We start from the raw sequence: 13,138 nt of genomic DNA, 5'->3' as shown, positions 1-13,138 counted from the left end.
GGACCGGAGGGTCCGCGGGCCTTCGCCTATGCGGCGTCCTCTTCCCGTCGGCGCTTGACGAACTCGATCCTGGCGGGCATCCCGGAACCGGATGCGGACCTGCCCCTGGCGGAAATGGCTCGCGACGTGCTCGTCCGATGCACCCGAACCGATGAACCAGTCGACGCCCTCGACGCCCTCGACGCCCTCGACGCCCAGGAAGGACCGGTAGCAGGCGTCGATCGTGCGCCGGGCGAGCTCCTGAAGGGCCGCGAGGTCCTCAAGGAGAGCAGGGCGCACGACGACGTGCGACGGCTGTGACGGCATACGACTCCAAGCCGTGGTGCGCCGACGGCCAGGTCGGTCTGCCGGTCGTCGACGGCCAGGTCGGGTGCCGGCCGTTCGTCGACGACCAGCACGTCAGGCCGCCGGTCGCTCGGGACCGTCCGGGCCGACCAAGGTCACGCGGAAGCTCCGGGCCCGGCTCACGTTGCCGGACGCGTCGATCGTGCGGTGCTCGATCGTGTGCGTGCCGTAGTCCGGGGTGGCGTCGTCCCACGGCACCGCGCGGCTCCGGCCCAGCTTCCCGTAGACGAGGCCGTCGATGACCGTGCCGCTCGGCGAGAAGAGGAAGGGAGCCTCGGCGTCCGTGGGCCAGCCGTAGTACGTGTACCAGCCGTCGCCGTCGACCCGGAACTGGCTCACCACGGCGCCGGCCTGGTCGTCGCGCGCGGTCAGCCGCATCGTGAACGGCCCGTCGTAGACGTACTCGACGGGGAGCCCGGAGCGCCGGACGGTGCGCAGCGGTGGGGACAGTTCGTACGAGGACGTCGCCGGACGGGCATCGACCGTCCAGGCCAACTCCTCGGCCGTGCCCGGGATACGGGCCGTCAGCGTGTGCGTACCGGGTTCGAGGTCCAGTGAACCCAGGTACAGGTCACGGTCGTTGCGGCCGGCCGGATGGACGGGGCGGCCGTTCAGACGCCAGTGCACGGCCGGCGTGCGGTCCGTCGGGTGCGTGGTGTCCGCGTGGACGACCGACCGGGCGCCGACGGGGTCCCCGGTGGGGGTGTGCCCGGTGAACGCGGACTCCACCGGCGCCTTCGGGGTGGCGAGCGAGGTGTCCACGGTCCAGTCGACCGTGCGGGTGAGCGCCGCCGAGGCGCGGACCGCCGGGTCGCGCACGAAGGGCGTCGGGTCGGTGACCGTCGCCGTGAGCGTGTGCGTGCCGGGGGAGAGGTCCAGCCGCCGCAGGTCGACGGTGCGCGCGCCGCGGGTCGTGAGGGCGCGGCCGTCCAGCCGCCAGGTCACGGCGAGTTCACCGCCGACCGGGTGCAGGGTGTCCACCCACACGGTCCGGTCCGCGCCGATCGGCGAGGTGTCGGGCGTGTGGTCCTGGATCAGGCTGACCTTCGCGGAGATCGCCCGGACCATCACCTCGCGCTCCACCTGGTCGAAGGCGTAGCCGAGGGTCTTCATCAAGGAGTGCCGGCTGGGACGCCAGACGCCCTTCGTGCTGTACAGGCCGCCCTCGTGGCGGCCGATGACTCCGCCCGACTCGCTCTCCTCGCCGAGCCAGCGCCACCACTTGGCCTGCTGCTCCCTCATCTGAGCTTCCGTCAGGAGGGTGTGGTGGGGGGAGGCGGGCTCCGGTCCCGAGTAGGTCTCGCCCGGTACTCCGCGTGCGTAGTAGTCGTACTCGTCCTGGAGGCCGCCGAGCGAGTGGCCTATCTCGTGCGGGGTGATGAGGGAGGAGAGGGCGTTGCCGCCGGATGCCGTCGCGTAACTGCCGCCCGCACCGCCGTAGGTGGAGCTGTGGGCGAGGGCGACGATCTGCCGGTTGGCGCGACTCGTGCCCGGGACGAGGTCGGCGAGGGCGCCGGCCTTGCCGCTGTTCACGGTCAGCAGTCGCTGCACGCTGGACGGGTTGCAGCCGCCCCAGAAGCCCATGTCGAGCGCGGTGTCACGGGCGGGCGAGGACAGACCGGGGTCGCAGTCGACGCCCGACTCGGCCGAAGGGACCTCCACCGCCCACACGTTCACGTACGAGCGGTACGAGGCGAAGGGCTCGATGCTCCACAGCGTGTTCAGGTGCCGTTCGAGGTCGGCCCGGAAGGCGGGCATCTCCGCGGCCGTGTAGCCGTCCCCCATGAACACCAGGTTGAACCGCCGGTCCGCCGGGCCGGTCGTCTGGACGGGGACGACGACCGGACCGTCGGCCGTCGTCGGGGTCTCGGCGGCCGCCGGTCCCGTTCCCACGAGTCCGACGGCCAGCAGACAGACCGCGACGAGGCGGGCGAGGCCTCTCCGTGCTCCCTTGCGACGCTGTGAGGTCATGGGGCGCGAGCCTAGGCCGCGCTCCCGATCACGTAAAGATGTTCGCCCGTCGTACCGCAGCCGTACCGCCGTCGTACCGTTCCACGGCGATCCCGTGAACGCTCCGCGTCGGTTCAGCGCCGCAGATAGGCCAGGCCGGGGTGGGCAGCCGTGTAGTTCTCCACGAGCCGCCGGGCCACCGAGACCGAGTCGACCAGCGGATGCAGCGCGAACGCCTTGACCGCCGTCGCCCGCGAGCCGCTCTCCACCGCCGCGAGCACCTCCCGCTCCACCGCCTTCACCGCGGTCACGAGACCGACGGCGTGGTACGGCAGCGGGGACACCGACACCGGGTGCGCGCCGTTCGCGTCCACGAAGCAGGGGACCTCGATCACGGCGGCCGCGTCGAGCGCGGCCAGCGTGGAGCCGTTGCGCACGTTGAGGATCAGCGTGGTCCGCTCGTCGCGCGCGACCGCCCGCATGAGGGCGAGCGCCACCTTCTCGTATCCGCCCGACTCCAGGTCCTCCTCGTCGCGTTCACCGATACCGGCGGCCTCACGGTTGGCGGCCATGTACGTGGCCTCGCGGTCGGCGAGCGTCCGGTGCCAGGTGTCCAGGGCGGGCGTGTCCGGCTTGCCCATCTCCTCGTAGAAACCGGCCTGTTGGTCACGCAGATAGGCCCCACGGGTGCGCTCCGCGGTCCGATAGGCGTGCACCGCCTCGCGGTTGAAGTAGTAGTAGTGCAGGTACTCGTTGGGTACGGCCCCGAGCGAGCGCAGCCACGCCGGGCCGAACAGCCTGCCCTCCTCGAAGGAGCCGAGCGCCTGCTCGTCGGCGAGGAGCCGGGGGAGTTCGTCGCGCCCGCCGATCCGCAGACCGCGCAGCCAGCCCAGGTGGTTGAGGCCCACGTAGTCGATCCACGCCTCGTCCGGGTCCGCGCCGAGGACGCGGGCGACGCGGCGGCCCAGGCCCACGGGGGAGTCGCAGATGCCGACGACCCGGTCGCCGAGGATCCGGGACATGGCCTCCGTCACGAGCCCGGCCGGGTTGGTGAAGTTGATGACCCAGGCGTCGGGGGCCAGTTCGGCGACCCTGCGGGCGATGTGCTCCGCGACGGGCACGGTCCGCAGGCCGTACGCGATACCGCCCGCGCCCACGGTCTCCTGCCCGAGCACCCCCTCGGCGAGCGCGATCCGCTCGTCCGCCGCCCTGCCCTCCAGGCCGCCGACCCGGATCGCGGAGAACACGAAGTCCGCCCCGCGCAGCGCCTCGTCGAGATCCGTCGTCGCCGTCACCGCCGGCGCGTCCGGCACCCCTTCGCCCTGCTCCACGAGCACCCTGGCGATGGCCGAGAGGCGGCCCTCGTCGAGGTCGTACAGGGTGACGTGGGTGACCCGCCCCTCGGCGTGGTCGCCGAGGAGGGCGCCGTACACCAGCGGCACCCGGAATCCGCCGCCTCCGAGAATCGTCAGTTTCATGCCCGTACGCTACTCGGGCGCACCCGCCCGGCAGCGGGTCGACGGGCGGGCGTCCACGGCGGCGTCCACATGCCGGGCACGCCGCGAGCCCCCGGCCGGATCGACGCGTCGCCACCTGGGGGACAATGACGGCATGTCCCGACGCAAGACCCGCCCGCCCCGTACGTCCCCGGCCCCCGCCGCCCCGGCCGTCACCGTGGACTCCCCCTGCCCCTGCGGCCTCGACGCCTCGTACGGCGCGTGCTGCGGCCGGTTCCACAGCGGTACGGCGGGCACGGCGCCGACGGCCGAGCTGCTCATGCGCTCCCGCTACAGCGCCTTCGTCGTCCGCGACGAGGCGTATCTGCTGCGCACCTGGGCGCCGGAGACCCGCCCCGGCGAGCTCGACTTCGACCCGGCGCTGCGCTGGACCGGCCTGGAGATCCAGGAGGCCACCGATGGCACCGCGTTCCACCAGCACGGCACCGTCACCTTCGCGGCGAGCTACGTCCACGGCGGCGAGTCGGGCGCGATGAGTGAGCGGAGCCGCTTCGCCCGCCACGAGGGCGCCTGGGTGTACGTGGACGGCGACGTCGGCGAATAGCGTTTCGCGGCGTCGCGCCGTCGCGGCGTCACCGCCTCAGCCGCGTCACCGAGTCTCCGCGGCACTGCCTCAGCCCGCCGCCGCCTCACCTCACCGCGTCACCGACACCGTCCTGTCCTCCGACTCCCGCCTCGGCAGTCCGGTCGCCAGGTCCTCGGCGACGACCCTCTTCGCGATGGCGTCCGTCGCCACCCGCAGTTCCGGACCGCTGGGGCGGCCGCGCTCCTGCTCGATCCGGTCGGAGAGCCAGTCGCCCCAGGCCCGGGTGATCACCGTCGCCTCGCGCTCGCCCGCCGGGGTGTGCGAGAGCAGATTGCCGTCCCGGGTGAGGAAGCCCTCGTCGACCATCCGGTCGAAGACCGGCAGCAGCACCTCGGGCGGCACCCGCCGGCCGGCCGCGATCAGGCCGAGGCTCGCGTGTCCGACGGTCCGGGTGTAGAGCTCGACCTGCATCACCGCCCAGGCGCCCGCCGTGTCGAGCCGGGTGTCGGAGGCGCGGACGATCCCTCGGGCGGTGTCGAGGTCGATGCGGCGCAGGAGCCGCCCGACGGAGAGTTCGAGGAGCTTCGCCGAGTCGCCGGACGAGGTCGGGGAGGCGAAGCCCTCGCCCATGTCCGGTGCGCCGGCGCGGGCCGAGTCGCGGAGCGTCACCTGCTTGAGGAAGAGGGCCACGACGAACCCGACGGCGGCGACCGGCACCGTCCACAGGAAGACGGTGTGGAGAGTGTCCGCGTAGGCGTGCACGATCGGTTCCGCGACCTCGGCCGGCAGGCCGTGCACCCCGGCCGGGCTCTGCGCGGCCTGTGCCAGGCCGGCCGGGTCGATGCCGAGACTGCCGGCGACCGCCGCCGCCTCGCCGACCCCCGCCGCGAGGTTGGGCTTGAGGGAGTTGACGTAGATCGTGCCGAAGACGGCCGTGCCGAAGGAGCTGCCGAGGGTACGGAAGAAGGTGACGCCCGAAGTAGCGGTGCCGAGGTCGGCGTAGTCGACGGTGTTCTGCACGGCGATGGTCAGGACCTGCATGCACAGGCCGATGCCGGTGCCGAGGACGAACATGTACAACGACTCCAGCCACGTGTTCGTCTCCGGCCCCATGAGCGAGAGCAGGTAGAGGCCGATCCCCATCACGAGAGAGCCCACGATGGGGAAGATCCGGTAGTGGCCCGTCTTGCTGACGACGTTGCCACTGAAGACCGAGGCGATGAGGAGCCCGACGACCATGGGCAGGGTCCGGATGCCCGAGACGGTCGCCGAGTCCCCGTCGACGTACTGGAGATAGGTCGGCAGGAAGGTCATCGCGCCGAGCATGGCGAAGCCGACGACGAAGCTCAGTACGGAGCAGACGGTGAAGACCGGGTTGGCGAACAGCCGCATGGGCAGCATGGGTTCGGCCGCCCGGGTCTCCACCCAGCAGAACAGGCCGAGGGCGACGAATCCGCCGACGAAGAGCCCGATGATCACGCCGGACGTCCACGCGTACTCGTTGCCGCCCCAACTGGTCGCCAGGATCAGGGCGCTGGATCCCGCGGCGACGAAGGCGATGCCGGCGTAGTCGATGACGGGGCGGCTCGCGGAGCGTACGGAGGGGATCGTGCGGGCGGCGGCGATCACGACGAGGATGGCGATGGGGACGTTGACGTAGAACGCCCAGCGCCAGCTCAGGTGGTCGGTGAACAGGCCGCCGAGGAGCGGGCCGATGACGGTGGCGACACCGAAGACGGCCCCGATCGCGCCCTGGTACTTGCCGCGTTCGCGCAGCGGGATCACATCGGCGATGAGGGCCATCGAGGTGACCATGAGACCGCCATCGCCTCCGCCTACTCCGTGCGCCCGCGCCCGCACGCCCCCGTCTCGGCGCCGTTGCGGTGGGACGAGATCGACGACGCCGTGCCGCGGGACTTCGACATCAGGACGATGCCGGCCCGCTACGCCGAACTCGGCGACGTCCATGCCGACATGGACGAGGAGCGGTTCAGTCTGGAGTCCCTGCTCGAACTGGCGAGGCGGGACGAGGCGGACCACGGCCTCGGCGACCTGCCGTACCCGCCGGAGTACCCGAAGATGCCGGGCGAGCCGAAGCGGGTTCAGCCGAGCCGCGCGAAGAAAGGGCCCGAACCGAAGAAGGAGCCCGAACCGACGAAAGAAGCACCCTCCGGCGAGGCGTGACAGGGCGGGACGGCCGTCCCGGGTGGGGCCGTCCGCCCTGTCTCTCCGACCATAAAACAACACGAACGGTCGTGCTAGCATTTTTCTGACATCCAGGCCGACCGAGGAGATCCGGCATGTACCCGATGGCTCCGCTCGTACGTACCGTCCTGAACACCGCCGCCCGCGTCGCCCCAGGGCCCGCCGGACGCGCGGCCTTCCACCTCTTCGTCCGCCCGCTCGGCCGGGCCCGGCCGCGACCCGAGGAGCAGGCGCTCTTCGCCGCCGCCCGTACGGGACGCCTCCGCGTCCGGGGCAAGGACGTCGTCACGTACGCCTGGGGTGACGGGCGCCGCCCGGTCCTGCTCGTCCACGGCTGGTCCTCGCGCGCCTCACGGCTCACCGCCTTCGCCGAGGCCCTGCTCGAACGCGGCTACAGCCCGGTCGCCTTCGACGCTCCCGGCCACGGAGAGTCCCCGGGCAGGGCGAGCAACATCATCGAATACCGGGACATCATCAGGGAGTTGCACGCCGGACACGGGGACTTCGAGGCCGTCGTCGCCCACTCCTTCGGCGTCCTCGCCACCCACCTCGCCCTCCGCGACAGCGCGCGCGGTGGCGTGCGCGCCGGTCGCCTCGTGGGGCTCGGCGGCGTCGGGTCCTTCACCATGCTGCTCGCGGGCTTCCGGTCCGGATTCGGCGTGGACGACCTGGTGGTCCGGCGCATGCGCACGCACGTCGAGCGGCGCATCGCGCCCGGCGAGCCCGGCATCTGGGACCGGCTCGACGCCGAAGGGGCGGCGGGCGAACTCGATCTCCCCGTCCTGCTGTTCCACGACGAGGAGGACGACATGGTCCCCGTCGTCCAGGGCCGCCGACTGGCCCGCGCCCACGGCGACCGGGCCCGGCTCGTCGTCACCCGCGGCCTCGGCCACCGCCGCATCCTGACGGACCCGGGAGTGGTGGCCGAAGCCGTGGAGTTCGTGACCGCCGGCTCCGAGCCGGAACCGGCGGTCACGGTGCCCGAGGGCGGGATCGCACCCGAGAGCAGGATCGCGACAGGCTGAGTCAGCTCACCGGCGTCGTGATCACGGCCGAGTTGTTGTTCGGCCTGGGATCGGGCGTGTCGCCGGTCGCGAAGACGATGTTGGTGACGGGGTTGGTGACGCCTCCGGCCCCGGCGGCCGAGCGGACCTTCACCGCGATCGTGACGGTGGCGGCCCCGCCCCTGGGCAAGGTGCCGAAGAAGCAGGTCACGGTGTCCGTGGTGCCGGTCGGCGGAGTGTCGCAGTGGCCCGTGGACGGGCTCGCGGAGGAGTAACGGACGCCGACCGGGAGCTGGTTCGTGAGGACCACGTTCTCCGCGGCGGTCGGACCGTAGTTGTGGACGCGCACGGTGTAGGTCAGCGTCCCGCCGTTGGCCACCGGCTCGGGGCTCGCCGCGATCGACGTCGCGAGGTCGGCCGACGGCTGATGGACCGCGACGGTGTGATTGTCGCCGGCGGCGATCGCGGTGGCGCCTTCGAGGAACCGAGCGCAGGGAGCGGTCTGGCCGTGAGCGCAGACCCGGACGGGCGAGTCGCGGTCGGTCGTGGTGCCGTCGCCGAGCTGGCCGACGTTGTTGCGCCCCCATGCGCGGACCGAGCCGTCGGAGCGCAGCGCGAGGCTGTGCAGACCTCCGGAGCCCCCGGCGACGCCGACGACACCCGTCAGGACTCCCGCGCAGCCGCCCGGCGCGCATACCTGGATCGGGACGGACCGGTCGAGGTTGTGCCCGATGCCGAGCTGCCCCCAGTTGTTGCTGCCCCAGGCGACGGCGGTGCCGTCCCGGCGTGCCGCGAGGCTGTGGAAAGCCCCTGCCGCCACGGACTTCACGCCCGAGAGGAACTCGGTGCAGGGGGCGAGGTGCGCGACCGAACAGACCGGAACGGGGGATGTCTGCTGAGCACCGACGCCGTCGCCCAGCTGCGGTCCGGTGCCCCAGGCGCGGACGGAGCCGTCGCTGCGGGCCGCGATACTGTGGAAGGCGCCGCCCGCCACGGAGACCACGTCGCTCAGGCCGGGGATGTTGACCGGGGCGGTACGGCTGATGAGCGTTCCGTCGCCGAGCTGGCCGGCTTCGTTGAGGCCCCAGGAGCGGACGCCACCGTCGGCGCGCACCGCGAGACTGTGCTGGTAGCCGGCCGCGATGCTGGTGACGTTGGTCAGGTACGACGTGCACGGGGCGACCGAGCCCACGGCGCAGACCCGGACCGGCGACGTCTGGTGGTTGATCGCGCTGCCCTCGCCGAGCTGGCCGTAGCCGTTGTTGCCCCAGGCCACGACGGTCCCGTCGGTGAGCAGAGCCATGCTGTGGACGACGCCGGCCGCGACGGAGACGACGCCCTTGAGGAACGACGCGCACGGAGCGGGCTCGCCGACCGCGCAGGTCCGGACAGGTGTGGTGCGGTCGGTGTTGGTGCCGTCTCCGAGCTGGCCGCTGAGGTTGGAGCCCCAGCCGACGACGGAACCGTCCTCGAGCAGGGCGATGCTGTGCCCGCTTCCGGCAGCCACCTGTACGACCTTGCCGAGCGGCGTCGTACAGGTCGCGTTCCCGCAGGCCCGCCCGGGGACGGTGCTGTGCCCGGCGGTGTTGCCGTCGCCGAGCTGACCCGTCGCGTTGGTCCCCCAGGCGAGGGCAGTGCCCGGCGGGCCCGTACGGATGTCCCGCCCGCCCGCGCTGTCGGCGTACGCGGGGGACGGGACGGACAGGCCGATGCCGGGCAGCACCAGGGCGGCGGCCAGCGAGGTGGCCAGGGCGGCCATCGCGGCGAGTGGTCTTCGCAGACCGGCCCTCCGTCGGGCGCCGGGACGGGTGTCCGAGACGGACATACGCGCTCCTCTCACGGGGCGGACCGGACCGCGGGCGGGGATCGCCGCGGGCTCCGGCCGACGCGCTCACCATGGGGGCGCCCCCCTTCGCGCACGCGTGAACGACACCCGGCCTTCACCTGATCAGTTCCCGGGCGGGAGTCGGGTGGACGGCCCGGGGTGCGGAGCGGGCCGGGACGTGAGAGGAAGGACTCTTGGAACGGTGTCGGTCAGGCCGGATCGGCGAGCGCCGCGCGGCCCCGCTCCGTGGCCGCCGCGAGCAGGCGTGTCGTCACGCCCCGCTCGGCGCGGCCGTACGCGCGGCTGTCGCCGAGCAGCACGGACTGCGCGTTGGCCGCCTCCATGAGGGCGATCACCTCGAAGGCCAGCTGCTCGACGTCCAGGTCCTCGGTGAAGTCCCCGACCGCGCGCGCCTCCGACAGGGTCCGTTCCATGTACGCGGTCCAGTCGAGGCGCGCCCGGGCCACGGCGTCGTGGACCGGACCCGTACGGGCGTCGAACTCGGCCGAGACCGCGTAGAAGAAGCAGCCGCCCGAGAAGACGCGGTCCGAGGAGTACGTGAGCCAGTTCCGGCACAGTGCGCGCACGCGCCCGGCCCCGGGGGGTGTCTCCTTCAGAGGGGTGACGACCTGTTCGGCGAAGACGGCGACGGCGGCCCTGACGGTGGCCAGCTGGAGCTCCTCCTTGGAGCCGAAGAGGGCGAAGACGCCGCTCTTGCTCAGCTCCAGCTCGGTCGCGATCCGGCCCAGGGACAGGCCTTCGAGCCCCTCGACGGAGGCGATGTCCATGGTCCGGCCGAGCACGAGGCGTCGCGTCTGGTTGCCGCGCTCGACGCGTCCGTCCGTCTTGGTGTCGGTGCCGGTACCCGTGGTGCCGCCTCCGGTGCTGCCGCTCATGCCCTCATCGTACTGAACGCACGACCGTGCGGAAATCTCTGTGTGAGGCGGATCCGCCGTGCGGGACGGTCGTCAGGCCCCCTGTCCGGGGCCTCGCCGTTCCGTCGGGGTGAGGAGCAGGACCTCCAGTGCCCTGGCGCACTCCCGGGCCTGCGTCAGGTACCAGTCGAGCCGGGCGTCGGTGATCAGCTCCGGCGTCGCGCGGACCGCGAGCGCGAACCGCGCGTGCCCGGCCCGCTCCAGAACCGGTACGGCAGCGGTCCGCACCCCGTGGGCCGGCTCGCCGTCGTCGAGGGCGTACCCCGCCTCCCGTACGCGCGCCAACTCCGCTGTCAGGGCGGGAGCTTCGACGGAGCCCCACTCGGTGGACGCGGGCGGGTGCGGCAGGGAACGGGGGCCGTCCTCGTCCGAGCGCGGCCAGGCGAGCAGCACCTTCCCCAGCGCCGTGGAGTGCAGAGGCCGCCGCAGGCCGACCTTCGGCGTCACCGAGCCACCCGCCACGATCACCACGTGCGGACCGCTGCGCAGCGCCAGGTCGACCGTCGCGCCCGTCCGTTCGGCCAGATCGGCGAGCTCGGGCGTGGCCAGGTGCAGCCCCCGCTGGTGGTACGAGAGACGGCCCAGCTCCGTCATCGCCGGGCCGAGCCGGTAGCGGGCGGTGCGCGCGTCCTGTTCCAGGAAGCCCGCGCCGAGCAGCGTCCGCGCCAGCCGGTGCGCCGTGGAGGTGGAGAGCCCGAGCCGACGTGCGAGGTCGGAGGCGCTCAGATCGGGCCCGTTGTCGTGGAAACAGTGCAGTACGTCCAGCGCGCGGCGGACCGCCTGGGCGCCGGCCGGGGGTCGGACGATGCCGGCCTCGGTCGTCATAGGGTTCGCTCCCCGTGGGTGATCGAGCTCCCACGCTCCCACATGACGGGAGGCGAATCGGCTGGGCGACGAGGTAGGAAACAGTCTGTTCACACGGCCGGGCAGGCGGCCGCGGACGGTCCTCCCGGCGCCGGGTACACGCCATTGATCGAACGTTGATGGCCCGTTTACGCCGGGCAGGCAACGTGTCGGTCATGCAGACGGATACCGACGTGCTGACCGCTCCCGACTTCTCCTGGCGTGAGAACGCCCTGTGCGCCCAGGCGGGCCCGGAGTTCTTCTTCCCGGCCCCCGGGTCGTCGACGCGCGAGGCCAAGCAGCTGTGCGGGGCGTGCGAGGGGCGTGTGGCGTGCCTGGAGTACGCGATGGATCACGACGAGCGGTTCGGGGTGTGGGGCGGGCTCTCCGAGAAGGAGCGCGTGCGGCTCAAGCGGCAGCAGGGCCGTCGCTGAACCGCACGCGCTCCTCCCCGGGGCGCCGCAGGGTGGATCAGCCGGCCGCGCGGGCCGCCATGCGGGCCTTGCGGGCCGCGAGCTTCTCGTCGAACTTGGAGGCCTCGCTGTCCAGGCCGTTCATGTACAGACCCAGCTCGTCCTGGGCCTGGAGGCCCTCCGGGCCGAGGCCCTCGATCTGCAGGACCTTGAGGAAGCGCAGGACGGGCTGGAGCACGTCGTCGTGGTGGATGCGCATGTTGTAGATCTCGCCGATCGCCATCTGCGCCGCGGCCCGCTCGAAGCCCGGCATGCCGTGTCCGGGCATCCGGAAGTTCACGACCACGTCCCGCACGGCCATCATGGTCAGGTCCGGGGCGAGCTCGAAGGCCGCGCCCAGCAGGTTCCGGTAGAAGACCATGTGCAGGTTCTCGTCGGTGGCGATACGGGCCAGCATCCGGTCGCAGACCGGGTCGCCCGACTGGTGGCCGGTGTTCCGGTGCGAGATGCGGGTCGCGAGCTCCTGGAAGGCGACGTACGCCACGGAGTGCAGCATCGAGTGCCGGTTGTCGGACTCGAAGCCCTCGCTCATGTGGGACATCCGGAACTGCTCCAGCTTGTCCGGGTCGACGGCGCGCGAGGCCAGGAGGTAGTCGCGCATCACGATGCCGTGGCGGCCCTCCTCGGCGGTCCAGCGGTGCACCCAGGTGCCCCAGGCGCCGTCGCGGCCGAAGAGGCTGGCGATCTCGTGGTGGTAGCTCGGGAGGTTGTCCTCGGTGAGCAGGTTGACGACGAGGGCGATCTTGCCGATCTCGGTGACCTTGGACTGCTTCGGGTCCCAGGCCTCGCCGTCCTCGAAGAAGCCGGGGAAGTTCCGGCCGTCGGACCACGGCACGTACTCGTGCGGCATCCAGTCCTTGGTGACCTTCAGGTGCCGGTTGAGCTCCTTCTCCACGACCTCTTCCAGCGCGTAGAGCAGGCGCGCGTCGGTCCACTCCGCCGAGCTGCCGAGGTGGGGAGAGGTGAGCGTCACGGGGACTCCTGGGGACGGAGAGGAAGGGCATACGGGAATACCTACGGATTCGTAGGTTACGAGACCGTAGGTTAAGGCTCCGTAAGGCGTCGGCCAAGCCCGTTCGGACGATGTCCGATTACGTTCCGTTATGTGCGCTGCTCCGTCGGGGTGCTGGAGACGCAGGTCACGTCCGGACCGGCCCTTTCTCCCCGCCGGCCCGGCTACGCAGAGCAGATGATCCGGAGCGGAGGGTTCAGGGCGGACGGTTCAGGGCGGACGGTTCTGCGCGGACGATTCAGGTCGGGTGATTCCGGGCGGGCGGTTCAGAGCAGGTGGTCGGCCGCGCCGGCCTTCACCGCGTAGATCAGGGCGCGGAGCGCCTCCACCGAGTCGCTGACGTACTCGCCGGGGGTGAGGGTCGAGCCGATGTAGGCCCGGCCGGAGTCGTCCAGGCCGAACCGGAAGCAGTTCGCGCCCTCGCTGCAGAAGGCCTCGTTCCAGTCGATGTCGACGGCGGGCGGAGCGGGGGTGTGGGGGGTGGTGGTGACGTTCATGGTGGG

General features: G+C 72.1%; 11 protein-coding genes and 2 pseudogenes. 5 read left to right on the top strand and 8 right to left on the bottom strand.

Going from position 1 to position 13,138, the window contains the following annotated elements; all coding sequences use genetic code 11:
- Positions 1 to 54 precede the first annotated feature (54 nt).
- The gene (locus DEJ46_RS39040) at positions 55 to 300 is read left to right on the top strand and encodes a hypothetical protein (protein WP_190622479.1); all 246 of its coding nucleotides are present in this window, start codon (positions 55 to 57) and stop codon (positions 298 to 300) included.
- A 99-nt stretch (positions 301 to 399) separates the two neighbouring features.
- Here the strand turns inward: DEJ46_RS39040 and DEJ46_RS06990 are convergent, their stop codons facing one another.
- Together DEJ46_RS06990 and DEJ46_RS06985 are read right to left on the bottom strand one after the other, a co-directional pair.
- On the bottom strand, positions 400 to 2,316 hold the full coding sequence (locus tag DEJ46_RS06990; protein ID WP_150264681.1) for a M64 family metallopeptidase: 1,917 nt from the start codon (positions 2,314 to 2,316) through the stop codon (positions 400 to 402).
- Between the two features lie 113 nt (positions 2,317 to 2,429).
- Positions 2,430 to 3,773 (bottom strand): 6-phospho-beta-glucosidase, encoded by a 1,344-nt coding sequence (locus DEJ46_RS06985; RefSeq protein WP_150264680.1) that lies wholly within the window; start codon positions 3,771 to 3,773, stop codon positions 2,430 to 2,432.
- Positions 3,774 to 3,906: 133 nt separating this feature from the next.
- Here DEJ46_RS06985 and DEJ46_RS06980 point away from each other — a divergent pair, with 133 nt between their 5' ends.
- Complete coding sequence (locus DEJ46_RS06980; protein WP_150264679.1) at positions 3,907 to 4,356, top strand: YchJ family protein; 450 nt, start codon at positions 3,907 to 3,909, stop codon at positions 4,354 to 4,356.
- A gap of 90 nt (positions 4,357 to 4,446) precedes the next feature.
- On the opposite strand, the pseudogene DEJ46_RS06975 reads toward DEJ46_RS06980, so the two are convergent.
- Positions 4,447 to 6,174, bottom strand: a pseudogene (locus tag DEJ46_RS06975) (MFS transporter); the annotation flags it as partial.
- Here DEJ46_RS06975 and DEJ46_RS06970 point away from each other — a divergent pair.
- Both DEJ46_RS06970 and DEJ46_RS06965 read left to right on the top strand, forming a co-directional pair.
- Positions 6,154 to 6,522 (top strand): annotated as a pseudogene (locus DEJ46_RS06970) (ATP-dependent DNA ligase); the annotation flags it as partial. The pseudogenes DEJ46_RS06975 and DEJ46_RS06970 sit on opposite strands and share 21 nt — an antisense overlap.
- Positions 6,523 to 6,638: 116 nt before the next feature.
- Entirely contained in the window at positions 6,639 to 7,568 is a 930-nt protein-coding gene (locus DEJ46_RS06965) for an alpha/beta hydrolase (RefSeq protein ID WP_150264678.1), read from the top strand.
- Position 7,569: 1 nt separating this feature from the next.
- On the opposite strand, the gene DEJ46_RS06960 is transcribed toward DEJ46_RS06965, so the two are convergent.
- The 3 genes from DEJ46_RS06960 to DEJ46_RS06950 all read right to left on the bottom strand — a co-directional run bounded on the left by DEJ46_RS06960 (position 7,570) and on the right by DEJ46_RS06950 (position 11,132).
- Entirely contained in the window at positions 7,570 to 9,372 is a 1,803-nt protein-coding gene (locus DEJ46_RS06960; RefSeq protein ID WP_150264677.1) for a DUF11 domain-containing protein, read from the bottom strand.
- Positions 9,373 to 9,581: 209 nt separating this feature from the next.
- On the bottom strand, positions 9,582 to 10,268 hold the full coding sequence (locus DEJ46_RS06955) for a TetR/AcrR family transcriptional regulator (protein WP_150264676.1): 687 nt from the start codon (positions 10,266 to 10,268) through the stop codon (positions 9,582 to 9,584).
- 72 nt (positions 10,269 to 10,340) lie between these two features.
- A complete protein-coding gene (locus DEJ46_RS06950) occupies positions 10,341 to 11,132 on the bottom strand; it encodes an IclR family transcriptional regulator (protein WP_150264675.1) in 792 nt (263 codons plus the stop codon).
- Between the two features lie 194 nt (positions 11,133 to 11,326).
- On the opposite strand from DEJ46_RS06950, the gene DEJ46_RS06945 reads away from it, so the two are divergent.
- A complete protein-coding gene (locus DEJ46_RS06945) occupies positions 11,327 to 11,584 on the top strand; it encodes a WhiB family transcriptional regulator (protein ID WP_055640486.1) in 258 nt (85 codons plus the stop codon).
- 37 nt (positions 11,585 to 11,621) lie between these two features.
- Here DEJ46_RS06945 and DEJ46_RS06940 read toward each other — a convergent pair whose 3' ends face one another.
- A complete protein-coding gene (locus DEJ46_RS06940; protein ID WP_150264674.1) occupies positions 11,622 to 12,596 on the bottom strand; it encodes an acyl-ACP desaturase in 975 nt (324 codons plus the stop codon).
- Between the two features lie 305 nt (positions 12,597 to 12,901).
- The gene (locus tag DEJ46_RS06935) at positions 12,902 to 13,132 is read right to left on the bottom strand and encodes a hypothetical protein (protein ID WP_150264673.1); all 231 of its coding nucleotides are present in this window, start codon (positions 13,130 to 13,132) and stop codon (positions 12,902 to 12,904) included.
- Positions 13,133 to 13,138: the final 6 nt, after the last annotated feature.

It is taken from the genome of Streptomyces venezuelae (assembly GCF_008642375.1).
GTDB classification, from domain to species: domain Bacteria; phylum Actinomycetota; class Actinomycetes; order Streptomycetales; family Streptomycetaceae; genus Streptomyces; species Streptomyces venezuelae_G.
The sequence above is the reverse complement of the archived record's forward strand: the minus strand, read 5'-3'. Positions and strand labels throughout refer to the sequence as shown.